Here is a 24,797-nt window from a genome sequence, read left to right on the forward strand (position 1 = left end):
AAGTTGGTCCTCAAGGTCCACAAGGTCCTGCTGGAACAAATGGTGCAGATGGCGCTCAGGGTCCTCAAGGTGAGCAAGGTATTCAAGGTGAAACTGGTCCTCAAGGTGAAGTTGGTCCTCAAGGAGAACAAGGTCCTGCTGGAATAAATGGTGCTGACGGTGCTCAAGGTCCACAAGGAGAACAAGGTATTCAAGGTGAAACTGGATCTCAAGGTGAAGTTGGTCCTGAAGGAGAACAAGGTCCTGCTGGAACAAATGGTGCTGACGGTGCTCAGGGTCCTCAAGGCGAACAAGGTATTCAAGGCGAAACTGGACCTCAAGGTGAAGTTGGTCCTCAAGGTCCTGCTGGAGCAAATGGTGCAGACGGTGCTCAGGGTCCTCAAGGTGAACAAGGTATTCAAGGTGAAACTGGTCCTCAAGGTGAACAAGGTCCTGCTGGAATAAATGGTGCCGACGGTGCTCAAGGCCCTCAAGGTGAGCAAGGTATTCAAGGTGAAACTGGACCACAAGGTGAAGTTGGTCCTCAAGGTCCACAAGGTCCTGCTGGAACAAATGGTGCAGATGGTGCTCAGGGTCCTCAAGGTGAGCAAGGTATTCAAGGTGAACAAGGTCCTGCTGGAGCAAATGGTACAGACGGCGCTCAAGGCCCTCAAGGTGAGCAAGGTATTCAAGGTGAAACTGGTCCTCAAGGTGAAGTTGGTCCTCAAGGTCCTGCTGGAGCAAATGGTGCAGACGGTGCTCAGGGTCCTCAAGGTGAACAAGGTATTCAAGGTGAAACTGGGCCTCAAGGTGAAGTTGGTCCTCAAGGTCCTGCTGGAACAAATGGTGCAGATGGTGCTCAGGGTCCTCAAGGTGAGCAAGGTATTCAAGGTGAAACTGGTCCTCAAGGTCCACAAGGTGAACAAGGTCCTGCTGGAACAAATGGTGCTGACGGTGCTCAGGGTCCTCAAGGTGAGCAAGGTATTCAAGGTGAAACTGGTCCTCAAGGTCCACAAGGTGAACAAGGTCCTGCTGGAACAAATGGTGCAGATGGTGCTCAGGGTCCTCAAGGTGAGCAAGGTATTCAAGGTGAAACTGGGCCACAAGGTGAACAAGGTCCTCAAGGTCCACAAGGTCCTGCTGGAATAAATGGTGCTGACGGTGCTCAAGGCCCACAAGGTGAGCAAGGTATTCAAGGTGAAACTGGGCCACAAGGTGAACAAGGTCCTGCTGGAGCAAATGGTGCAGATGGTGCTCAAGGCCCACAAGGTGAGCAAGGTATTCAAGGTGAAACTGGTCCTCAAGGTGAAGTTGGTCCTCAAGGAGAACAAGGTCCTACTGGAGCAAATGGTGCAGACGGTGCTCAAGGCCCACAAGGTCCTGCTGGAATAAATGGTGCAGATGGCGCTCAAGGCCCACAAGGTGAGCAAGGTATTCAAGGTGAAACTGGTCCTCAAGGTGAAGTTGGTCCTCAAGGAGAACAAGGTCCTGCTGGAACAAATGGTGTTGATGGTGCTCAAGGCCCACAAGGAGAACAAGGAATTCAAGGTGAAACTGGATCTCAAGGTCCTCAAGGTCCACAAGGTCCTGCTGGAATAAATGGTGCAGATGGTGCTCAGGGTCCTCAAGGTGAGCAAGGTATTCAAGGTGAAACTGGTCCTCAAGGTGAAGTTGGTCCTCAAGGTCCACAAGGTCCTGCTGGAATAAATGGTGCAGACGGTGCTCAAGGCCCACAAGGTGAGCAAGGTATTCAAGGTGAAGTTGGTCCTCAAGGAGAACAAGGTCCTGCTGGAGCAAATGGTGCAGATGGTGCTCAAGGCCCACAAGGTGAGCAAGGTATTCAAGGTGAAACTGGTCCTCAAGGAGAGCAAGGTATTCAAGGTCCACTAGGCCCTTCTAATGCTTATGTTGGACAATTTATTATTACAGCAACTGGAAACCAAACCATAACAGGAATACCATTTGAACCATCATCGATAACATTTGTTGCTCATGCGAATGTAGAAACATTAGATATAGACGCAGACAACGGTGTAGGCAATAATAACACAGGCATTGCTAACTCTTTTGGAACAATGAATGGCTTTGCTAGAAATGACTCTGGAACGATAACACAACAAGTAATTTATGTAGGTGGAAGTGGTAATTCTATTAACGATATTTCAAGATTCGCTTCAAGCTCTAGATGTATTGGTTTAAGATATGGTAATCAAAATGGTGATGCTGTTGGAAGAACACTAGCTAGCTTAACTTCATTTAACGCTAATGGATTTACAATAAATGTAACTAACAAATCAGATAATGTTGTTGTAATATTTACTGCTTATAAATAATTAAGAAGCATGAGAAATTTAATATATATAGCATTGCTTCTATTTCAAATTAATTTTGGACAGCAAGCGCTTCAAAATTCTGGAAATATTCAAATTCATGATCAAGGTCAAATAGGGTTTCATATTGATTTAATTAATAACGGAACTTTTAATGAAAATTTAGGTTTGGCAGGCTTTTACAATTCCGATAATTCTTTAAAAATATCAGGAACAAAAACTCCAAGATTTTTTGATATGGATATTGCAGTAGACGATAATTTATTTTTAGAAATAAATACAGAAGTTTCAAATGGCTTGTACTATATTATTGGAGATATTATTACACCTAGAACAAATTCTGAAATATCTTTAGATTATTTAAGTAATTCTTTTTTTGTAAGTGAAGATGATTTTAGATTAACGGATGGATATGCTGCTATTACAGGTAATAATTCTTTTACTTTTCCAATTGGAGACGATAACAAATTGAGACCTTTAATTATTCCAACACAAAATATCAGTTCTAAATTTAAAGCAGCTTATTTTAATGAAGACCCAAACTTCCCTTCTACTTTCTTACAATCTTTTAATACTAATAACTCTGAAGTAATTATTAGCAAAATCAGTAATGAAGAATTTTGGGATTTTAATGGTACTAATAAAACCTTAGTTACTTTAACTTGGGATCAAGAAAGCCAAATCCCTTTACTTACTAATGATTTACTAAATTTAAGAGTTGTAGGATGGAGTAAAGCAGAAAACAAATGGTTAGATTTAGGAAATACTAATGTTACTGGAGACCTTAATAATGGTACTATAAGCTCTTTTCAATTTACTCCAAATGATTTTGAAATTATAACTTTTGGATCACTTATTGGAAGCGATGGACTTGTTGTTTATAATGGAATTAGCCCAAATAACGATGGAGTAAACGAAACTTTTATTATTGAAGGCATAGATTTATTTAAAAATGAACTAAAAATATTTAATCGTTGGGGACGTGTTGTATATGATGCTGTAGATTACAAAAACACTTTTAATGGAGTTTCAAACAAAAAAAATATTGGTAGTCAAGGAGACAGATTACCCGTAGGAACTTATTTTTATATATTACAATTAACAGAAGATAATAAAACTTATTCTGGTTGGATATATATTAACTATTAATTACAAGGTTTTATAAAAGTGATAGCCAAAAATTTCATATCCTTCGTTATAATAAAATTTATGCGAAGGATAATTTTGCACATAGGTATTTAACTCTGAAATTACACATCCTTTAGATTTTGCATAATCGTAAAGCCAATTAAAAAAACGTTTTCCTAAACCTTTACCGCGATACTCTTCATCTATATAAACATGGTCAACTTCCATAGATTTTCCTGCATAATGTCTTGTTTGAAACCACATTCCACAAATACCTATTAGCTTTTCATTTTCAAAAACACCTGCACATTCATAATTTTCTTCAACAATTATTGCAAAACGTTCTTTTAATATAGCGTCAGAATTTGCATTATTTGTTAACTTTTGAATTAAAGGAATAATAGAATTTATATCCTTTTTATTAATAATTTTAAAGCTTAAAGACATACTGATAATTTTTAGTAAATTTAAATAAAATCATTAAGTTTGAAAGACATTACTTTCTATGAAAACAAACAATTTTTCAAACATAAAAATAGAAGCTATTACCGGAGAACAAACTCTACCTATTCGTCATGCTGTGCTAAGAAAAGGAAAACCTATCGAAGCGTGTCCTATTCCGGAAGACAACCTAAAAACAACCTATCATTTTGGGTTATTTTACAATAACAAACTTGTTGCGGTTAGCACTTTTGTAATAGATAAATCTGTTTATTTTAAAGAACCTAACCAATATAGACTTAGAGCAATGGGTGTTCTTGAAGATTACCAAGGCTTACAACTTGGAAAACAGCTATTAAATTTTGGTGTTCATTTTTTAAAAGAAAAAAAAGTAGAGCGTCTTTGGTTTAATGCAAGAATTATTGCTTTAAACTTTTATAAAAAAAATGGTTTTGAAACTATTGGACCTGTTTTTAATATACCTAACGTAGGTGATCACTTTGTAATGCACAAAAAAATATGATTAAAAAAGAAAGTATAAATCTTTTAGTATTATTACTTCTTACTATTAGCTCTTTTTCTCAGTTTACTATTGCTCAAAATATAATTTCAACTGAAGAATTAATAGGCAAAGGAAACCCAAAACTCTTTGGAAAAGATTACAAATTAAGAGAAGAAGCTTACATCGCTTTTAAAAAAATGCAAGCTGCAGCATTAAAAAGTAACATAACAATTGGTATTGCTTCTAGCTATAGAAGTTTTGCGCATCAAAAACGTATATGGGAAAGAAAATTTAATAGAAATAAATCTAAAGGACTTTCCGGAAAAGAAAACATTAAGAAAATTATAGAATATTCTACAATTCCTGGCACCTCGCGCCATCATTGGGGAACAGATATTGATATTTATCAAACTAATGTTAAACAACCAAATGGCATTTTACAAACAAAAAACTATCGTGAAAATGGAGTGTTTTGCAAACTAAAAAAATGGATGGATGCTAATTCAGAACAATTTGGCTTTTATTTAGTTTATACAAATTCACCAACTAGAAAAGGCTTTAAATATGAGCCTTGGCATTACACCTACAAACCTCTATCTCTTCAATATTTAAAAAAATATCAAGAAATAAATATTTCAGAATTACTAAAAAAAGATAAACTTACCGGGAGCAGCAACTTTTCAGAAGAGTTTATAAACCAATATACTAAAGAAAATATTTTAGATATTAATCCCGAACTTTTGTAACTTTATAAAATAACCAAGAAATACTAAAATGAGAAAAGGTGGACTTAAAGGACGATTATTAATAGGTGTAGCCATAGCAGCATTTTTTTTAATTAAACATTACATGAGCAGGGAAACCAATCCTTACACCGGGAAAGTACAAGCGATTGACATGACTGCAGAAGAAGAAATACAAATGGGATTAGCCAGTATAAATCAAATGGCACAACAGCATGGTGGACTATACCCAAATGAGCAATATCAAGCTTTGGTAGATAAAGTAGGGAACAAATTAGTTAACAATAGCATTGCAAAAGACACTCCTTACAAATACGATTTTCACCTATTAGCAGACCCAAGTACTATTAATGCTTTTGCATTACCTGGTGGTCAAATATGTATTACGTATGCCTTATTTTCAAAATTAAAAAACGAAGATCAGCTTGCTGGTGTTCTTGGCCATGAAATAGGTCATGTTTTAGGAAAACACTCTGCAGAACGTATTGCAAATAGTAAAATGTGGCAAGGCTTAAGTACAGCAGGTTCTGTTGGCGCAGATATGGGTGGTGTAGTTAGCCAAATTGGAAATGGCACATTACTTAAAAATGGACGAGGTGATGAACTTGAGAGCGACGAACTTGGAGTTCGTTTCATGATGCGTTCTGGTTACGACCCTGAAGAAATGATAGGCGTTATGCAAATTTTAAAAGATGCCGCAGGTCCAAACAGGCAGCCAGAATTTGCTAGTACACATCCAGATCCAGATAACAGAATTGAAAAAATAAGAGAAGCAATAGAAAAATACAGACGAAACTAAATCGTTTTCGTTTAATTATAATATAAAGTCCTGCATTTGCGGGACTTTTCTTTTTATATTTGTTATTCAAATTCTAAGAAAATGAATAAAAAAGTCATCCTAATGATTCTTGATGGTTGGGGAAAAAGTCCTGATCCTAAAGTGTCTGCCATAGATAATGCTAATACACAATTTATAGATAGTTTATACACTAAATACCCTAATGCTCAATTAAGAACCGACGGTTTACATGTTGGACTACCAGAAGGACAAATGGGAAATAGTGAAGTTGGCCATATGAATTTAGGAGCAGGACGAATTGTTTATCAAGATTTGGCAAAAATAAATTTAGCCATAGAGAATAAATCTTTAGCACAAGAACCTGTTTTAGAAAACGCCTTTCAATATGCTAAAAAAAACAATAAACCTATTCACTTTTTAGGATTAGTAAGTAACGGTGGTGTACATTCTCACATTAACCATCTAAAAGGTCTTATTGAAGCTTCTGAAGCTTATGGAGTACAAAAATCTTATATTCATGCATTTACAGACGGACGTGATGTAGACCCACATTCTGGAAAAGACTTTATTGCAGATTTAGAAGAGTTTAATAAAGATAAAAATTCAGAAATAGCCTCAATAACTGGTCGTTATTATGCTATGGATCGAGACAAACGTTGGGAACGTGTACAATTAGCCTATAACGCGTTAGTTAACGGAGAAGGTACATTATCTTACAATCTTCAAGAAAGCATTCAAGAAAATTACGATGCAGATATTACAGACGAGTTTATAAAACCAATAATTAAATCTAACGCCAAAGGTTCTCCTTTAGCAACCATTAAAGAAGATGATGTTGTAATCTTCTTTAATTTTAGAACAGATAGAGGTAGACAATTAACTAATGCGCTAACTCAAGAAAATTTTCCAGAATTCAATATGAAAAAATTGAATTTATATTATGTTACCCTAACTAATTACGATGAAAATTTTAAGAACCTACATGTTGTTTTTAATAAAGATAACATTACAGAAACTTTAGGAGAAGTATTAGAAAAAAACAATAAAACACAAATTAGAATTGCAGAAACAGAAAAGTATCCACATGTTACTTTTTTCTTTTCAGGAGGAAGAGAAGAACCTTTTAAAGGAGAATCTCGAATTTTAAAAAATTCGCCAAAAGTTGCAACTTACGATTTACAACCAGAAATGAGTGCCTTTGAACTAACTGATGCTCTAGTTCCAGAATTACAAAAAGGTGAGGTTGATTTTGTATGTTTAAATTTTGCAAATGGCGATATGGTTGGCCATACAGGCTCTATGCAAGCAGCAATTAAAGCATGTGAAGCAGTTGATAAATGTGTAAGTAAAGTTATTACTACTGCTATGGAACACGATTATACAATATTATTAATCGCAGATCATGGTAATTGCGAAACTATGGTAAATCCAGATGGCTCTCCACATACTGCACACACCACCAATCCTGTACCAATTATTTTAATAGATAAAGAACTAAAAGCTATTAAAAATGGAGTTTTAGGAGATGTTGCACCTACAATTTTAAAATTAATGGGAGTAGAACAACCTAAAGTAATGACACAAAACTCATTAATTTAATAGTTTACTGCTCTATACCTTATAGATAAGTTATAAAAACATAGAAATAGTTTTAAAAATCACCACTTACAAATAATCGTAGTAAGTAAACAAGGCTCTATTTTGATTATAAAAATTGTACTTTTGTATTCTATTTATAATTAAAATGAATATTTCTAAAGGACTTATTATTGCTGTAGATTTCGATGGCACTATTGTAGAAGATGCTTATCCTGGAATTGGAGATGAGCGCCTTTTTGCTTTCGATACCTTAAAACGTTTACAAGCAGATGGTCATCGTTTAATTTTATGGACGTATCGTCATGGTAAGAAACTAGATGAAGCAGTAAATTTCTGTAAAGCTAACGGAATAGAATTTTATGCTATAAACCGTAGTTTTCCTGAAGAAGACATACTAGAAAATGCCAGTAGAAAAATTCATGCAGATTTATTTATAGACGATAGAAATATAGGAGGTGTACTTGGTTGGGGAGAAATATACCAAATGCTCACTAACGAGGCACCTAAACCCAAACAAAAAAAGAAAAAAGGTTTTTTTAGATTCTAAAAAAAAGATTAACAGGTTATGATAGTAGTAAAAACAAGAGAAGAAATAGAGTTAATGCGAGAAGCTGCATTAGTTGTTTCTAAAACATTAGGTGAAGTTGCAAAAGCTGTTAAACCTGGCGTAACAACTTTAGAACTAGATAAAATTGCAGAAGAGTGCATAAGAGATCAAGGAGCAGTGCCTGGATTTTTAGGATTGTATGATTTTCCTAACACGCTTTGTATGAGTCCAAACTCTCAAGTTGTACATGGTATACCTAACAACACACCTTTGGTTGAAGGAGATATTATTTCTATAGATTGTGGTGCTATAAAAAATGAATTTTATGGTGACCACGCGTATACTTTTGCTGTTGGAGAAATAGATGCTGAAACAAAAAAATTACTACAAGTAACAAAAGAATCTTTATACGTTGGTATTAAAGAATTAAAAGTGGGCAATCGTGTTGGAGATGTTGGTTTTGCTATTCAAAAATACTGCGAAGATCATGGATATAGTGTTGTAAGAGAATTAGTTGGACATGGCTTAGGACGTGTAATGCATGAAGATCCAGAAATGCCTAATTATGGAAAACGTGGTCGTGGTAAAAAATTTATTGAAGGTATGGTTGTTGCCATAGAACCTATGATTAATATGGGTACTAGACGTATAAAACAACATAGAGACGGTTGGACTATTACCACTCAAGATGGTAAACCAAGTGCACATTTTGAGCATGACGTTGCCATTTTAGACGGAAAACCGGAGATACTATCTACTTTTGCTTACATTTATGAAGCTTTAGGTATTGTAAGTGACGAGGAAGATGCTTTTAGACAAAAGGCTTTAGTGCTTTAATTTCTTTTTTAGGTTAAAACTGCTGTTATTTTTTAATTTTAGATTTTACTTTAAATATTTAATAGCAATACAAATATCACTAAGCTCTATTTTAGTATTTTTTATAAAATTTTTACTAAAGATAAATTTTAAATGTATAGTTTAAATTGAAAAAACTCTTCAAATTAATACTAAATATAATACCAAGACCTATTCTTATTAGGCTAAGCTATCTTATTAGGCCTATGCTAGCCGTATCTCTTTACGGCTCAAAGTATATGGATCCTATAGACGAAAGAGGCTTTAGAAGTTTTTTACCATATGGATATGGCAAACAACGAGATAATGTATTATCACCGTCAACACTATCTTTAGAACGCCATAGATTATTATGGTTGTATTTAAAAAATGAAACCACTTTTTTTTCAGCTAAAAAAAAAGTACTTCATTTTGCACCAGAACAATGTTTTTTAAAACGATTTAGAAAACTTAAAAATATAGAGTATACAACTACCGACTTGCTCTCGCCTATTGCAGATGTAAAAGCAGATATTTGCAATCTTCCTTTTAATAATAATAGTTTTGATATTATTCTATGCAATCACGTACTAGAACATATACCAGATGATACTAAAGCTATGGAAGAATTATATCGTGTTTTGAAACCTGGTGGATATGGAATTTTTCAAATCCCACAAGATTTAAATAGAGATAAAACTTTTGAAGATAATACTATTACAGACAAAAAAGAACGAGCTCAAGTTTTTGGCCAATACGACCATGTTCGCGTATATGGACGCGACTACTTTAATAAACTAAGATCTATTGGTTTTAAAGTAGAAGAAGTAGATTATACAGCTAAGTTATCTTCCAAAGAAATAGAAAAATATTGTTTAGCTGAAGGCGAAATTATACCTGTAGTTTACAAAAATTAACAATATAATTTAATTATGACATCACAAACACTAATTGCAACAGCTGCTTTATTTGGTATGTTAGCAGTAATTTTTGGTGCTTTTGGAGCACACACCTTAAAAAAAACACTATCTAAAGAACAATTACAAAGTTTCGAGGTTGGAGTTAAATACCAAATGTATCATGCTATTGTTTTATTGGTACTAGGCTTTGGTCAAGGTCCAAAAAGCAGTGCAATTTACTGGTGTTTTGTATTCGGTATAATACTATTTTCGTTTAGTATTTATGGTTTAGTTTTAAGTGATGCTAAAGGTAAAAAACTTAAATTTTTAGGACCAATTACTCCTTTAGGAGGCTTATTATTAGTTACTGGGTGGTTTTTATTATTATTTAACGCCTTCTAATTACTTATTATAATATGGTTTAAAATAAAAAAGCCTAAACATAAGTTTAGGCTTTTTCTTTATAACTATTTTATAGTTTTTTTAATGATTATCTAACACTTCTTCATCACGATATTTACAACATGGGTGTACAGAATTATAAGCTTCGTCTGTAGCTTTTAATTCTTTTGTATCATGCCCTACTTCGGCTATACTTTTAGAAATAGCTTCAATATTTGTTTTACGCTCATCGAAAATTAATTTAAGTTCGTGTGTTTGCACATCCCATTTTGCAGATTTTACACCTTTTGTATTTAAACTTGCTTTTTCAATACGTTTTTTACACATTAAACAAACACCATCTACCTCTATAGAAGCGCGTTTATTTTTGTCTTGAGCAAAAGTTATAGACGTCATTAACACTGCTAAAACTAGAATTGTACTTTTTATTGTTTTCATAATTATATAAATTTATTTATTAGATTTTTAATTTTATAGCTGTTGAGTTATTTTATTTTATATCGTAATCCCGCATAATAATTTGCACCAAATATTGGACCATATACAAACGTAGTATCAAAACTTGAGCCAAAAGGATTATCTGCAGATACTATTGGGTTATCTTGCCTTACATTGGTTATATTTTCTCCTCCTAAATATACTTCAAATTTTGGAGAAAACACTTTAGTTACTTGTGCATTAAGCGTAGCTAGAGTTGGAGAATAGTCTGGTAACATATACTGCGCAGGATTATTTGCTGTAGAAGAAAAACGTTGTTCTCCTAACCAATTATATGTGGCATCAAATTTCCAATTCGAGTTATTTTTTACTTGTGTTTCGTATGAAGCGTTTGCAAAAAACCTATGCTTTGGAGTTAATGGTTTTTCTAATTTACCAGATGTATATTGTGTTTTTACGTCGTAGTTTTTGTAAGCTATACGGGTATTAAAACGATCTAACGGTTCGTAATTTAATTCTACTTGAAAACTGTTAGCATAGCTATCTCCTTCTAAATTATAAAAATTTACTTCTTGTGCATTTTCATAATCTACAACTACTTGATTTTTAAAATCTGTTCTATAAAAATCTGCTGTAATTTCGGCTTTTCTATTAAACAGTCTAAATCCTTGTAAAAAAGACACTCCGTAATTCCATGCTATTTCTGGATCTAATCCATAAATTTCACCTGTATTATTTAAAATATTAATTGTTCGAGAGGTCGAAAATAATTTTTGATTTTCGGCAAAAATATTAGCGCTTCGTTTACCTCTACCTGCAGATGCTCTAAATACACCTTTTTCCCAAGTCGTATAGCGCATATGTAAACGTGGTGTTACAAACGTCCCTAATAAATTGTGTCTATCTACTCTTAAACCTGCAGTAATGTTAAGCTTATCTAAATTAAAATAATTATACTCCATAAATGCACCTATCGAGTTTTCGGTTCTTTCGTAATTTAGAGTATTTACAAACTCATCGTAATGATCGTAAGTATAACTTATTCCTGTTTTAATTTTATGTCTCGAGTCTCCTATTATAGTATTATACATAATATTGGTATACAAACTATTATGCTCTATATCGTATTGATTTAATCCAAAATATGAATCCTGTTGATGACCACTAAATGCAGTTTGAATACTTAAACTTTGCCATGGTAATTCAGGATTTACATATCCTAATTTTGCTGAAACCTCAAAACGTTCTGTATCAATTTCACTTCCCCAATAATTTGTAGTTAATTTATCTCTATCTGGATCGAAATTTATTTGTCCTGTTTGTTTTTCATCATTTAAATACTTTAAATTAATAAAACTAACCAATCCTTTTTCTGGATTAATATATTGCCAGCGATTCATAAAATTGACTTGATTGTATAATGGCATATCTATAAAACCATCATTATTTACATCATGCTTTTTCTGTTGTGTATTACCATGTATATAAAAACCAGTATCCCACTTATCACTTACTTTAGTATTAAAATGTGTATTTAATTCTAAACGTGTACTGCTTGCTCCATAAAGGTTTACAAACAATTTATTATCTGTTTTAGGTTTTACTAGCTCGGTATTTATTTGTCCTGCGATACTTTCGTAACCATTTACAACACTTCCAGCTCCTTTTGTAATTTGAATACTTTCTACCCAAGTTCCAGGAATAAAACTAAGTCCAAAAGCTTGAGATGCTCCACGAATAGATGGTATGTTTTCGGTAGCGATTAAAATATATGGACTTGTTAAGCCTAACATTTTAATTTGCCTTGTTCCTGTTACTGCATCTGCAAAATTAACATCGATTGATGGATTAGTTTCAAAACTTTCCGACAAGTTACAACAAGCGGCCTTTAACAACTCATCACTACTTACAGTAATAATATTTTGAGATGATAAATACGATGTTCCCATTGTTTTTTGCTTAGCTGTAATTTCAACCTCTTCAAGTTCGCTAGTTGGTTTTAATCTATGTTTAATTGGTTTTGCATTTAAAACCGTTAGCGTATCGGTTTTATAACCAACAAAACTTATTACTAATTTTTTGTATTCTTCTTTATACGGAATGGAGAAATTTCCATCAAAATCGGTAACATTTCCAACTTTAGTTCCTAGCCAAAAAACGTTAGCTCCCGGTAATGGATTTTTAGAAGCATTATCTTCTAAAATTGTTCCAGTTATTTTTTCTTGAGATATCGCAAACAACGGCAATAGCAATAATATATATATTAATTTTTTCATTTAATTGTAGGTTTTATAAAGCATAATTATTGCCATAATAATCATGATTGTATTTTCAATAAAAGTAGCTTTAGTCATAGGTAATTTAAGCACTGTACCTAAGCATGCACATTGTATTTCTTGTTTATTTAAAAGTGTTTTTATTACTCCAATTGTAGTAATACCCAATACAATAATGGTTACAATAAGTGCTATAGAAATTTGAAAACGCATTAAAAACATAAGTCCTAAAACAATCTCAATAAAAGGATATATTTTTGCGTAAGCAGGAAATACTTTAGCCAAAGGATCGTACATTTTAAAAGACTCTGGAAATCCTTTTAAATCTAAAATTTTAAAGAAACTAAATACTATGTAAAATAAGCCCATGAAATCGAGCATAAAATCACTCCAATTCCAGTTTTTGTAATGTAATAGAATTGAAGCTATAACTATGTAAGTAAATATTATAAATAGTGGTTTTAGCTTTTGTAAATCTGTTTTTTCTTCTTTATTTGCTACTGTTGAGAAAACATTTCTTTGTTGTTTTTCAATTTCTAAAATTGAAAATTTTTCTAGCAATTCTTCTTGTAATTTTTCTATTGAAATATGCTGAGACATTTTAACCTCAACTTCAGCTTTCTCTAAGTCGACTGAAGCACTAGTAACATGTTCAATATTATTTAATGCTTTTTCAACTGAAGCTTTACAATTGCCACAGGTCATACCTGTAACTTTATATGTGTGTTTCATTTTTTTTAATATTAATTATTAGTGCTTTGAAGGCGCTCAATCATTACTTTCATTTCTTTAATTTCTCTTTCTTGAGCTTTAATAATATCTTCGGCTAATTTTTTAACTTCCGGATCTTTGATGTCTGCTCTGCTACTTGTTAATATTGCAATTGAATGATGAGGAATCATGGCTTTTAACCATAAAATATCACCAACAATTGGTTTTTGTATTCTAACTAAAGTTAGTGCTCCAAAAAAAAGTATAATGCTTCCTAAAACAATTGCAATGTTTTTTTTCTTGTTTTGATACATATTTCGCATGGCTACAAACATAATTATAGCCATTGTTGCAATACCTAAACAACTCATGTAAAAACGTGTTAAACTAAAGTACACATGATCTATTGCATAAGTATTTAAATACATAGTTATATACATAGCTACAAATGAAGCTGCTAACATTAAAACAAACTTCGTGTAATTGTTTTTTTTCATTTCATGATTTTTCATAATAAAATGGTTTTTCTGTTTGTTATTTTTTTTAAAATCTTAAAGATAATCCGCCTCCTGCTCCAAATCGATTGTCGTAACTCGCCATTAGCGATGCGTTTTTTGAGAGTAAATATTCAGCACCAGCACTCCAAACTAATTCTTTTTCAAAATTTGAGTTTTGTGGTAGTGTATTTACTAATCCTAAATCGGCTTGGTATTCAATTTCTCCAAATACAACTGTTCTTGGAAATACCATAATTTCACGACTTAAACCTAACTGAGGTCTTAATTCATTATCTAAACGAACATCAAGACTAAATAAATAAGGTGTTAAATATCGTAAACCAACAATTGCAGTTGTATTTACTTCTTCTAAACTATCTTCCAATTCATTTTCAATATTTACACCACCAAATACTCTTAGGTAATCGTGTAAATAATACTCGTAAGTTGCTTCGGCTTCAAAATTTTTATTCCAGCCGTATTCTGCCATTACGTTAAATTGACTTCTATAGTTTGAAGTTACTAAGTTTAACTCTGTCATATGAGAGGCTACATCAACCATTCCCCAAGAATAATAAAGATTACTTTCTTTTATTAAATTATTGATTGGATAGGCTTTCATTCTTTCGTCTCTTGGAGTATCGTAACTAATAATTCGTGTCATGCCACTCATCATATGATATAAAATATGACAGTGAAAAAACCAGTCGCCATACTCATCGCCATAAAACTCGATGGTAACTTCTTTCATTGGTGGAACATTTACGGTATGTTTTAAAGGAGAATAATCTCCGTTTTTGTTTAACACCCTAAAAAAGTGACCGTGTAAATGCAAAGGATGGTGCATCATGGTTAAATTATTAAAAGTAATACGTGTTACCTCATTACTTTTAATCTTTATTTTGTCGGTTTCGGATAAAACTACACCGTTAAAACTCCATATATAACGATTCATATTACCTGTAAGGTTTAAGAGAATTTCGTTTATAGGTGCGTCAGCATCGTATACTGTTTTCTCTGGAGATTTTAAATAATCGTAATTGTATTCGGCATTCATTTTCATACCATCCATGTCGTTCATATCCATTTCTTTATGTTCTGCATGGTTCATATCATTCTCCATTTTCATTTTATCATGATTCATCTTCTCCTTTTGCATAGAATCGTGTTTCATATCATCATGATTCATTTTTCCATGATCCATCTGCATGCCATATTCAGCTTTTATTTTAAAACGTTCATCCTTATTTGGCTGAAATTTTAAAGCGTGTGCTCCCATTTTCATATCCATTTTAGCCATTTGTTTCATCATTTCAATTTTATCAGGTTTTGGAACCTCCATAGCCTTTAAAATCTCACCTTCACCTAAATATGCTGAAGCTGTACCAGAACCATCTTGAGCAGAAATTTTGAATTCTAACTTTTTATCTTCTGGAATCGTTACAATAAAATCGTATGTTTCGGCATTACCTATAAATGTTTTGTTTCTATTAACAGGCACAACATTTAAACCATCTGCTGCCACTAAAGTTGATGAATCGCCACCAAAAGTCATCCAGAATGCTGTTGATGCTGCGCCGTTAATTATACGCAACCTTACTTTTTCTCCACTTTTAAAATCTGAATAGTTAATAGACTGTTTTCCATTAATTAAAAAGGCTGGATAATATACATCTGCAATGTCTGCGCCTTCCATTCTTTGTCGCCAAAAATCTAACTGAGCGCCAAAAGCACCTCTTGAAATCACTTGATTTAGTGGTGTTGTAGTTCCTTTCTTAATGCCATACCATTCGGTTCCTCTTTTTAAAGTTCTTAGTACATCTTTTGGTTTTTCGTTGGTCCAGTCTGAAAGCATTAAAACCAATTCTTTATCATATTGTAATGTTTCTTCTTTAGGATGAATAACAAAAGAGCCATATACACCGCTTTGCTCTTGTAGCATAGTGTGAGAATGATACCAATAGGTTCCTGCTTGTTTAAGCTTAAATTTATAGGTAAATGTCGTACCTGGTTTTATTGGCGGTGTTGTTAAGTATGGCACACCATCGTAAAAATTTGGAAGCAGAATACCATGCCAATGCACAGAAGTTTCTACATCCATAGTATTTTTTACATGGATTATTGCTTCATCACCTTCGGTAAATTCTAAAACTGGACCAGGAATGGTGCCATTTACAGTCATACCCATTACAAGCTTACCTGTTATATTTATGTCTTTTTTGGCAATTGTTAATGTGTATTCTTTAGCATTAGAATTACTTTGAGAATGATAGTTTTCTTGTGCTAGCATTTTTCCTATTAAAAGAAAAAATAATGTGGCTAAAAGCCATGTATTGAATTTCATTTTTATAATTTAAATTAATAATTCGGTTAAAAACTTCGCGTAAGCGAAATGGTTTGAATTATTAAAATCAAATTAAAAACACATCGTCAAGCAGTTGTATATGGAAGACGAGATTGGGTGGTGAGTAATTTTTATGAGGTATTATTTGTTTAGGCAAGCTCTCAAAAAGTGCTGTATAAGCGTAAACAAATGAAGTAATAAATAATTGTTGGCTTAAATCTAAATCATCAAAAACGTTAAGTTTTAAATTGTCCTGACCTTTAACAACTTCTATTTCATTTTTACAACAACCTTTCATTGCCGGAGCATCACTTGTAATATCTTCGCCGCAAACTTTTGCCTTTGTAAAAATAGCCGTATCTACTAAACTACTTCCACAATAATGCGATTCAACAGTAAAAGATAGTGTTGAAAACAACACTACAAATGCCATTGTAAAAGATAATATTTTATGTAAAAAGTTAGTTTTCACGATGCAAATTTACAAAATTGCTTATTTAAGATAGTGACTTAAATTTAGTTTTAACATTATTTTACAGTCCTTTTCTTTGATAATAAAAAGCTGGTAAGAGTAATAACAATAGTAATGGCTGAATTAAAAAACGTCTGATATTAAAAAATATATAATAATCTTCTTGTCGCGGATTCATAACAAAGTAAAGAAATAGAAGAATTAAAATTAAATAGCTAATACTATAGATTATAACAGAAAATTTAATAATGCTCCAATCTTTAAAAAAAACATATAAAACAGCTAAAGAAATTAAGGTATTAATTACATAACGCATTGTTGTAGATAAAGTTAATTTTAAAACCTCACGTCTTGGAGAATCTATATATAAATAATCGTTGTGAAAAAACTTTAAGTAAGGATCGTAAAACAAAAAATTTTCGAAAGCTCTAATTAAAATTAAAAACCCAAAAAGAAAAAACAACCAAATATATTTTTTATACTTATTCATTGTTTTTGCCAATATTAGAAAATCTATTTACCCAAAACATCCATAACAAAAAAACCATACCATAAATAATACCGGGAAAAACAACTGAGTGTAAAATCTCACTTTGCTTTGGGAAATGGTATAATGCAACAGATATTAAAACAATTCTTATTAAATTAACTACATAAATAATAACACTTCCAGAAAGTAAAAATATAATTGTTGTTTTTAACTTTCCGGAAAACGCAATAACAAAAGCCATAAATAATATAATAACACTTACAGCATTACAACCTTCTACAACTCGAGCTAAATAATGTCCGCGAATTATTAATTTTATTGAAGGCTCCGTTAAATGTTTAACAAGTTCTGTATTATAATTTATAAAATTTAACAAAGCTTGACACTGGTATGCAACCAAATTTGTTATATAATCTGGAAAATATTGAGACCCAACCGAAGCATTTAAATACAATTTATATAGTAAAGACATGCCAATATAAACTAACAAAAATGTAAGGATAAATTTTATTACAGACTTATATTTTATAAAAAGTGATTTCAATTAAATTTTAGAAAATTTTATAGTTTTTAAAACGCTGAAATTACGTCTTTTTAAATACTTTTGCCAAAATTTTTATCTTACTATGATTTTTGAAAAATTAAAAACAGAAATAGAAACTATTCTTTTAGACAATAACAAATCTAAAGACGAACTACTATTAAATATCTGCGAGTTACTTGAAGCCAATATAGAATATTACAATTGGGTAGGTTTTTATTTTAAAAACGGAGATAAAAACGAATTAAAACTTGGGCCATACGTTGGCGAACCAACAGACCATACAATTATTCCATTTGGTAAAGGTATTTGTGGTCAAGTTGCTGTTAGTAACGAAAATTTTGTTGTACCAGATGTTGCTGCACAAGATAATTATATTGCATGTAGCATTACCGTTAAAGCCGAAATTGTAATTCCTATTTTTGTTAATGGTGAAAATGTTGGACAAATAGATATAGACTCTAATACACCAGATCCCTTTACAGAAGAAGACGAAAGATTTTTAGAGTTTGTTTGCGCTAAAGTTGCTAAAATAATTTAGTTGTTAACAACTACTTGTTTTTAGTTAAAAAAGACTGCATATTTTTAGCTAAAATTAAATGCCTTTTTTCGTAAATTTGTATGCTTATTAACACAACTACTAATGAGCAATAACAAAACAATTAAATCTGCATTAATCTCGGTATTTAGCAAAGAGGGTTTAGAACCTATTGTTAGAGAACTAGACAAACAAGGTGTTACCATTTATTCTACCGGTGGTACAGAAAAATTTATTAACGATTTAGGTATAAAAGTAGTACCTGTAGAAGATGTTACATCTTATCCATCAATTCTTGGTGGCCGTGTAAAAACATTACATCCAAAAGTATTTGGTGGAATTTTAAACAGACAAAATCACGATGGAGATGTTAAAGAAATGCAAGACTTTGACATCCCACAAATAGATGTTGTTATTGTAGATTTATATCCTTTTGAAAAAACTGTAGCTTCTGGAGCTGCAAATCAAGATATAATTGAAAAAATCGATATTGGAGGCATCTCTTTAATTCGTGCTGCTGCAAAAAATTATGCAGATGTAATTTGCGTATCTTCAGTTAAAGATTATGCTGAGTTTCTAGAACTAATTACAGACAAAAAAGGTAATTTATCTGAAGATGATAGAAAAGCATTTGCTGCAAAAGCCTTTAATGTATCTTCTCATTACGATTCTGCTATCTTTAATTACTTTAATGCAGACCATAAAATAGCTGCTTTAAAAGTTTCTGAAACTAACGGAAAAGTTTTACGCTACGGTGAAAACCCACACCAACGTGGTTTTTTCTTCGGAAATTTTGACGATATATTTACACAACTCCATGGTAAAGAATTAAGCTACAACAACCTTTTAGATGTTGATGCAGCTGTAAATTTAATGGACGAGTTTAAAAACGATGCACCAACATTTGCCATTTTAAAACATAATAACGCTTGTGGTTTAGCACAACGTGAGACTTTACATCAAGCCTATACAGATGCTTTAGCTGGAGATCCAGTTTCTGCTTTTGGTGGTGTTTTAATTTCTAATACCGAAATTGATACAACTACTGCCGAAGAAATACATAAACTTTTTTGCGAAGTTGTAATTGCGCCTTCTTTTTCTACTGAAGCTGAAACCATTTTAAAAGGAAAGAAAAACCGTATTCTTTTAGTTTTAAAAGATGCCGAACTTGCACAAACCACTGTTAGAACATGTTTAAATGGTGTGTTAGTTCAAGACAGAAATAATGCAACAGACAAAAAAGAAGACGTAAAAAACGCAACTACAAAAGCACCAACAACTGCAGAGTTAGACGATTTAATATTTGCTTCAAAAATTTGTAAACACACAAAATCTAATACTATTGTTTTAGTAAAAGACAAACAATTATGTGCTAGTGGCACAGGACAAACCAGTCGTGTAGATGCTTTAAACCAAGCAATACATAAAGCGCAATCTTTTAATTTTGATTTAAAAGGAAGTGTGATGGCTAGTGATGCTTTTTTTCCATTTCCAGACTGTGTAGAAATTGCAGATAAAGCAGGAATATCTGCCGTAATTCAACCAGGTGGTTCTATAAAAGACCAATTAAGTATCGATTATTGTAACGATAATGATGTTGCTATGGTTTTTACAGGCACTAGACATTTTAAACATTAATAGATTCCTTAAAAAAGGAACATTTTAAAGATTATTAAAAAACCTGATGTGTTACTATACATATCAGGTTTTTTTATTTCAGGATGCTTCATTAAAATAATAGCGTCTAGAAAATAAAATTATTTACACACATAATTACTAATCCTAACTGTTTAAATTCTAATTCAAAACAATTCCGCGAAAGCGAAAACAATTGCTATAAAAACATCTAAAAACATTATAAAACCGTATTTAATATTTAATGATAAATCTAAATCTTTCAGTATTAAAAATTTATATTAGAACTATACATAATAATCGCTGTTTTTTTCTTTAGTTTTATTACTTTTACGGCAATTCAATAATAACTTCAATAATTACACTTAACGCATGGGATTTTTTGACTTCCTAACAGAAGAAATCGCAATAGATTTAGGAACTGCAAACACATTAATTATACATAATGATAAGGTTGTTGTAGATGCACCTTCCATTGTAGCAAGAGATCGAATTTCGGGAAAAATAATAGCAGTTGGTCAAGAAGCCAACATGATGCAAGGTAAAACCCATGAAAACATTAAAACTATTAGACCACTTAAAGATGGTGTAATTGCAGATTTTGATGCGTCTGAGCAAATGATTAGCATGTTTATTAAAAATATTCCTGCACTTAAAAAGAAATTATTTACTCCATCGTTACGTATGGTAATTTGTATTCCATCTGGAATTACAGAAGTAGAAATGCGAGCGGTAAAAGAAAGTGCAGAACGTGTTAATGGAAAAGAAGTATATTTAATACATGAGCCTATGGCTGCAGCAATTGGTATTGGTGTAGATATTATGCAACCTAAAGGAAACATGATTGTAGATATAGGTGGTGGTACAACCGAGATTGCTGTAATTGCTCTTGGTGGAATTGTTTGCGACAAGTCTGTTAAAATTGCCGGTGATGTTTTTACAAATGATATTATATACTACATGCGCACACAACATAACTTATATGTTGGTGAACGTACTGCCGAAAAAATAAAAATACAAATTGGTGCTGCTACCGAAGATTTAGATTTACCACCAGAAGATATGAGCGTTCAAGGACGTGATTTACTTACAGGTAAACCTAAACAGGTTCAAATTTCTTATAGAGAAATTGCAAAAGCTTTAGATAAATCTATACTTAGAATTGAGGATGCGGTTATGGAAACATTATCGCAAACACCTCCAGAATTAGCAGCAGATATTTACAATACCGGAATATATTTAGCTGGTGGAGGCTCTATGTTACGTGGTTTAGACAAACGTCTATCTCAAAAAACAGATTTACCTGTTTATATTGCCGAAGACCCATTACGTGCTGTTGTACGTGGTACAGGAATTACGCTTAAAAACTTAGCTAAATACAAAAGTGTATTGATTAAATAAAAAAGCCCTAATAAATGCAACAAATAGTAAACTTTATACTAAGAAACAAAACGTTTCTTCTGTTCCTGCTATTGTTATTTATTTCGGTAATGTTAACTATACAATCTCATAGTTACCATAGAAGCCGCTTTATAAATTCAGCAAATTTTTTAAGTGGAGGTATTTTTAATGCTTCTAATAACATTAGTGATTATTTTGGTTTGCGTGAACAAAACAAACTACTACAAGAAGAGAATAACCAATTAAAGTCTATTCTATTTAATGTAGAAAACAATTTAAATTCACCATATGTAGATAGTCTAAATTTTGCTAAAAATTACATTTTTACTCCTGCTCAAGTTATTAGAAACAGCTACTCTTCTACAAATAATATTTTATTATTAAACAGAGGTAAAAAAGACAGTATTAAACAGGATTTTGGTGTTATTTCCAGTAAGGGAATAATTGGTATTATAGAAAAAACAAATGCCAATTACGCAACTGTATTATCTATTTTAAATACAACTAGTAGCATTAGTGCAAAACTTAAAAAAACCAACCATTTCGGATCTATTAAATGGGATGGTTTGTTACCAAACAAAATACAACTTAGTGAAATTCCAAAAATTGCACCTGTAGCAACTGGAGATACTATTGTTACCTCTGGTCGCTCTGCTATTTTTCCAAAAAACATTCCTATTGGTATTGTATCTAGTTTTAATTTAGATACTGCAGAAAATTATTACGAAATTGAGGTTACTCTTTTTAACGACATGACAAATATTGAACATGTTTATATAATTGAAAATAGAGATGTAGAACAGATAGAAAACCTATTAGAAAACAATGACTAATTTTTTATCTATACATACCATCCGTTTTGTAATTTTATTATTATTACAAGTACTGTTATTAAGTCATGTTAATTTTATGGGTTACATAAACCCATATCCATATATTTTATTCATTTTATTATTCCCAATAAAAAATAATAGAATGTTATTTATTTTATTAAGTTTTCTTTTAGGGTTGTTTATCGATATGTTTTTAGACTCTGGAGGTATTCATGCTGCAGCATCTGTAACCATAGCTTTTATAAGACCAGCAGCTTTAAAATTTAGTTTTGGAGCACTTTATGACCATCAAGCTATAAAGTTTAACCAAGTTGATTTTGGACAGCGTTTTATATACATTTCAATTTTAACACTTATACATCATTTTATTTTATTCTCTCTTGAAATATTTAACTTTTCTAAGATAATTTTAGTACTACAAAACACGTTATTCTCAAGTATATTTACTATACTATTAAGTATATTAATAACTATAATTTTTAGTGGTACCAATAAAAAATGAGACAACTTTTATTATTTCTTACTGTTATTCTTGTTGGTATAATATTTACTGCAAGATTATTTTACTTACAAATCTATAATTCTAGTTTTAATAGTATTTTCGATGATAATGCTATTAGAAAAGTTTACGATTACCCAAAAAGAGGTTTTGTTTACGATAGAAACGGTAAACTTTTAGTTGCAAACCAACCATCTTACGATGTTATGGTTATTCCTCGTGAAATAGAACCATTAGATACTTTAGAGTTTTGTAAATTATTAAAAATAGATAAAGCACGTTTTGATAGCCAACTAAAAAAAGCCAAAAATTATTCATGGAGATTACCTTCTCCATTTGTATCTCATTTATCTAAAGAAGATTACGCTGTACTTCAAGAAAAAATGAGAAAATATACTGGTTTTCATATTCAAAAACGTTCTTTACGTCAATATGAAACTACTATTGGAGCAAATGTTTTAGGAGATATTGGCGAAGTTAATAATAGAGATATTGCAAATGACCCTTATTACAAAATAGGTGATTTAATGGGTAAACAAGGTGTAGAGAAATCTTACGATTCTATTTTACGAGGTCGAAAAGGTATTAAATTTATACAAAAAGACAGATTTAATAGAAATATTGGACCTTATAAAGATGGTAAGTATGATACATTACCTCAACAAGGTAAAGACATAAAAATTACAATTGATTCTGAACTTCAGGCCTATGGCGAATGGCTTATGCAAAATAAACGTGGTGGTATTATTGCTTTAGAACCAAGTTCTGGAGAAATTTTAGCCATGATAGCGGCACCAACATATAACCCAAACGATTTGGTGGGTAGAAAACGATCTAAAAATTACACAAAACTATATAACGATTCTATAGCAAAACCTTTATTTAATAGAAGTTTACAAGGTATTTACAATCCTGGATCGCCTTTTAAATTAATGAACTCATTAATTGCTTTACAAGAAGGTGTTATATCTAATACTGAAAAAGTATATTGTCATAATGGTTATAAATACGGTAATAGATTCATGGGTTGCCATTGTGGAGGAGGTTCTAGAGACATGTCGCTTGGTATTCAAAAATCTTGTAATGCCTATTTTGCAACTGCATATAGAAGAATATTAGAGAAACCAGCAAATGCAAGAGAAGGAATAGAAATATGGAGTAATCATGCTAAAAGTTTTGGTTTAGGTAATTTTTTAAATAATGATTTAGCCGTTGGTCAAAAAGGTCGAATTCCAGATAAAGCTTATTATAAAAGAGCATATCCCGAACGTTTTTATTCAACCTATACTATCTCTAATGCTATTGGACAAGGAGAAGTTGTTACAACACCTATACAGCTAGCAAATATGACTGCAGCAATTGCAAATAGAGGCTACTACTATACACCACATATTGTTAAAGCTATTGAAGGAGAAACTTTACCAGATAAATTTACTACTCCTAAATATACAACAATAGACAAAAAACATTTTGAGCCTGTTATTGAAGGTATGCTTAAAGTTTATGAAAAAGGAACAGCAAGTAGCCTACAGGTTAAAGGACTTGAAATTTGTGGAAAAACAGGTACCGTAGAAAATTTTGTAATAATAGATAGTGTAAAAACACAATTAACAGATCATTCTATTTTTGTAGCTTTTGCACCTAAAGATAACCCAAAAATAGCATTAGCTATATTTGTAGAAAACGGTTATTTTGGAAGTAGGTTTGCTGGTAAAATTGCGAGTTTAATGATAGAAAAATACGTTAATAAAAAAATTACTCGTAAAGATTTAGAAAACTGGTTATTAACACACAGTTTAGAAAATGAATATGCTAAACCTTATTCTGGAGAACCATTTAAAATAAATAGAGAAACACAATACCAAGTAATTCCTATGGAAGAAGTTATTGGGTTGCCAGATAACTCTAATCCATAAGTA

Annotated in this window: 25 protein-coding genes; 16 read left to right on the top strand and 9 right to left on the bottom strand. The window is 31.9% G+C overall.

Going from position 1 to position 24,797, the window contains the following annotated elements:
- Both CLV86_RS03885 and CLV86_RS03890 read left to right on the top strand, forming a co-directional pair.
- Positions 1–2,312 (top strand): collagen-like domain-containing protein (locus CLV86_RS03885; protein ID WP_121049862.1); only part of this gene is annotated, 2,312 nt, incomplete at its 5' end.
- A gap of 9 nt (positions 2,313–2,321) precedes the next feature.
- A complete protein-coding gene (locus tag CLV86_RS03890; protein ID WP_121049865.1) occupies positions 2,322–3,458 on the top strand; it encodes a T9SS type B sorting domain-containing protein in 1,137 nt (378 codons plus the stop codon).
- Here CLV86_RS03890 and CLV86_RS03895 read toward each other — a convergent pair whose 3' ends face one another.
- Positions 3,459–3,884: a GNAT family N-acetyltransferase gene (locus tag CLV86_RS03895; protein WP_121049868.1), complete on the bottom strand. Its 426-nt coding sequence runs from the start codon at positions 3,882–3,884 to the stop codon at positions 3,459–3,461. It abuts the gene before it with no gap.
- Between the two features lie 58 nt (positions 3,885–3,942).
- On the opposite strand from CLV86_RS03895, the gene CLV86_RS03900 reads away from it, so the two are divergent.
- The 8 genes from CLV86_RS03900 (at position 3,943) to CLV86_RS03935 (ending at position 10,203) form a co-directional block, all read left to right on the top strand.
- Positions 3,943–4,401, top strand: coding sequence for a GNAT family N-acetyltransferase (locus CLV86_RS03900; RefSeq protein ID WP_121049871.1), 459 nt, complete (start codon positions 3,943–3,945; stop codon positions 4,399–4,401).
- Positions 4,398–5,126, top strand: a complete 729-nt coding sequence (locus CLV86_RS03905) for a M15 family metallopeptidase (RefSeq protein WP_121049874.1) — start codon at positions 4,398–4,400, stop codon at positions 5,124–5,126. Before CLV86_RS03900 ends, CLV86_RS03905 begins: the two co-directional genes overlap by 4 nt.
- 28 nt (positions 5,127–5,154) lie before the next feature.
- A complete protein-coding gene (locus CLV86_RS03910; protein ID WP_121049877.1) occupies positions 5,155–5,922 on the top strand; it encodes a M48 family metalloprotease in 768 nt (255 codons plus the stop codon).
- Between the two features lie 81 nt (positions 5,923–6,003).
- Positions 6,004–7,521, top strand: coding sequence for a 2,3-bisphosphoglycerate-independent phosphoglycerate mutase (gpmI, locus tag CLV86_RS03915; protein WP_121049880.1), 1,518 nt, complete (start codon positions 6,004–6,006; stop codon positions 7,519–7,521).
- A 145-nt stretch (positions 7,522–7,666) separates the two neighbouring features.
- On the top strand, positions 7,667–8,068 hold the full coding sequence (locus CLV86_RS03920; RefSeq protein WP_121049883.1) for a BT0820 family HAD-type phosphatase: 402 nt from the start codon (positions 7,667–7,669) through the stop codon (positions 8,066–8,068).
- A gap of 18 nt (positions 8,069–8,086) precedes the next feature.
- On the top strand, positions 8,087–8,905 hold the full coding sequence (gene map / locus CLV86_RS03925; RefSeq protein ID WP_121049886.1) for a type I methionyl aminopeptidase: 819 nt from the start codon (positions 8,087–8,089) through the stop codon (positions 8,903–8,905).
- A 146-nt stretch (positions 8,906–9,051) separates the two neighbouring features.
- Positions 9,052–9,819: a class I SAM-dependent methyltransferase gene (locus CLV86_RS03930; RefSeq protein WP_121049889.1), complete on the top strand. Its 768-nt coding sequence runs from the start codon at positions 9,052–9,054 to the stop codon at positions 9,817–9,819.
- Between the two features lie 15 nt (positions 9,820–9,834).
- Positions 9,835–10,203: a DUF423 domain-containing protein gene (locus tag CLV86_RS03935; protein WP_076734045.1), complete on the top strand. Its 369-nt coding sequence runs from the start codon at positions 9,835–9,837 to the stop codon at positions 10,201–10,203.
- 81 nt (positions 10,204–10,284) lie between these two features.
- Here CLV86_RS03935 and CLV86_RS03940 read toward each other — a convergent pair whose 3' ends face one another.
- The 8 genes from CLV86_RS03940 to xrtF form a co-directional block, all read right to left on the bottom strand.
- Positions 10,285–10,641, bottom strand: coding sequence for a heavy-metal-associated domain-containing protein (locus tag CLV86_RS03940; RefSeq protein ID WP_121049891.1), 357 nt, complete (start codon positions 10,639–10,641; stop codon positions 10,285–10,287).
- Positions 10,642–10,688: 47 nt separating this feature from the next.
- Entirely contained in the window at positions 10,689–12,917 is a 2,229-nt protein-coding gene (locus tag CLV86_RS03945) for a TonB-dependent receptor (RefSeq protein WP_121049894.1), read from the bottom strand.
- Positions 12,918–13,649 (bottom strand): heavy-metal-associated domain-containing protein, encoded by a 732-nt coding sequence (locus tag CLV86_RS03950; protein ID WP_121049897.1) that lies wholly within the window; start codon positions 13,647–13,649, stop codon positions 12,918–12,920.
- Between the two features lie 11 nt (positions 13,650–13,660).
- Entirely contained in the window at positions 13,661–14,140 is a 480-nt protein-coding gene (locus tag CLV86_RS03955; protein WP_121049900.1) for a DUF305 domain-containing protein, read from the bottom strand.
- A gap of 31 nt (positions 14,141–14,171) precedes the next feature.
- On the bottom strand, positions 14,172–16,469 hold the full coding sequence (locus CLV86_RS03960; RefSeq protein ID WP_121049903.1) for a multicopper oxidase domain-containing protein: 2,298 nt from the start codon (positions 16,467–16,469) through the stop codon (positions 14,172–14,174).
- A gap of 67 nt (positions 16,470–16,536) precedes the next feature.
- The gene (locus CLV86_RS03965) at positions 16,537–16,941 is read right to left on the bottom strand and encodes an HYC_CC_PP family protein (protein ID WP_346226651.1); all 405 of its coding nucleotides are present in this window, start codon (positions 16,939–16,941) and stop codon (positions 16,537–16,539) included.
- Positions 16,942–17,002: 61 nt separating this feature from the next.
- Positions 17,003–17,431 carry an exosortase F system-associated membrane protein gene (locus tag CLV86_RS03970; RefSeq protein WP_076734051.1) on the bottom strand — a complete coding sequence of 143 codons (429 nt, stop codon included), beginning with the start codon at positions 17,429–17,431 and terminating at the stop codon, positions 17,003–17,005.
- On the bottom strand, positions 17,424–17,975 hold the full coding sequence (gene xrtF, locus CLV86_RS03975) for an exosortase family protein XrtF (protein WP_121049909.1): 552 nt from the start codon (positions 17,973–17,975) through the stop codon (positions 17,424–17,426). Before xrtF ends, CLV86_RS03970 begins: the two co-directional genes overlap by 8 nt.
- 82 nt (positions 17,976–18,057) lie before the next feature.
- Here xrtF and CLV86_RS03980 point away from each other — a divergent pair, with 82 nt between their 5' ends.
- The 6 genes from CLV86_RS03980 (at position 18,058) to mrdA (ending at position 24,794) form a co-directional block, all read left to right on the top strand.
- The gene (locus tag CLV86_RS03980) at positions 18,058–18,513 is read left to right on the top strand and encodes a GAF domain-containing protein (protein ID WP_076734053.1); all 456 of its coding nucleotides are present in this window, start codon (positions 18,058–18,060) and stop codon (positions 18,511–18,513) included.
- Between the two features lie 102 nt (positions 18,514–18,615).
- A complete protein-coding gene (purH, locus tag CLV86_RS03985) occupies positions 18,616–20,148 on the top strand; it encodes a bifunctional phosphoribosylaminoimidazolecarboxamide formyltransferase/IMP cyclohydrolase (protein WP_121049912.1) in 1,533 nt (510 codons plus the stop codon).
- A 369-nt stretch (positions 20,149–20,517) separates the two neighbouring features.
- On the top strand, positions 20,518–21,546 hold the full coding sequence (locus tag CLV86_RS03990; RefSeq protein WP_076734055.1) for a rod shape-determining protein: 1,029 nt from the start codon (positions 20,518–20,520) through the stop codon (positions 21,544–21,546).
- A gap of 14 nt (positions 21,547–21,560) precedes the next feature.
- Positions 21,561–22,379: a rod shape-determining protein MreC gene (gene mreC / locus CLV86_RS03995; protein WP_121049915.1), complete on the top strand. Its 819-nt coding sequence runs from the start codon at positions 21,561–21,563 to the stop codon at positions 22,377–22,379.
- On the top strand, positions 22,372–22,881 hold the full coding sequence (locus CLV86_RS04000) for a rod shape-determining protein MreD (protein WP_076734057.1): 510 nt from the start codon (positions 22,372–22,374) through the stop codon (positions 22,879–22,881). Before mreC ends, CLV86_RS04000 begins: the two co-directional genes overlap by 8 nt.
- Positions 22,878–24,794, top strand: a complete 1,917-nt coding sequence (gene mrdA, locus CLV86_RS04005; protein WP_121049918.1) for a penicillin-binding protein 2 — start codon at positions 22,878–22,880, stop codon at positions 24,792–24,794. Before CLV86_RS04000 ends, mrdA begins: the two co-directional genes overlap by 4 nt.
- The last annotated feature ends 3 nt before the right edge of the window (positions 24,795–24,797 follow it).

The organism is Lacinutrix venerupis, assembly GCF_003663945.1.
Classification (GTDB): domain Bacteria; phylum Bacteroidota; class Bacteroidia; order Flavobacteriales; family Flavobacteriaceae; genus Lacinutrix; species Lacinutrix venerupis.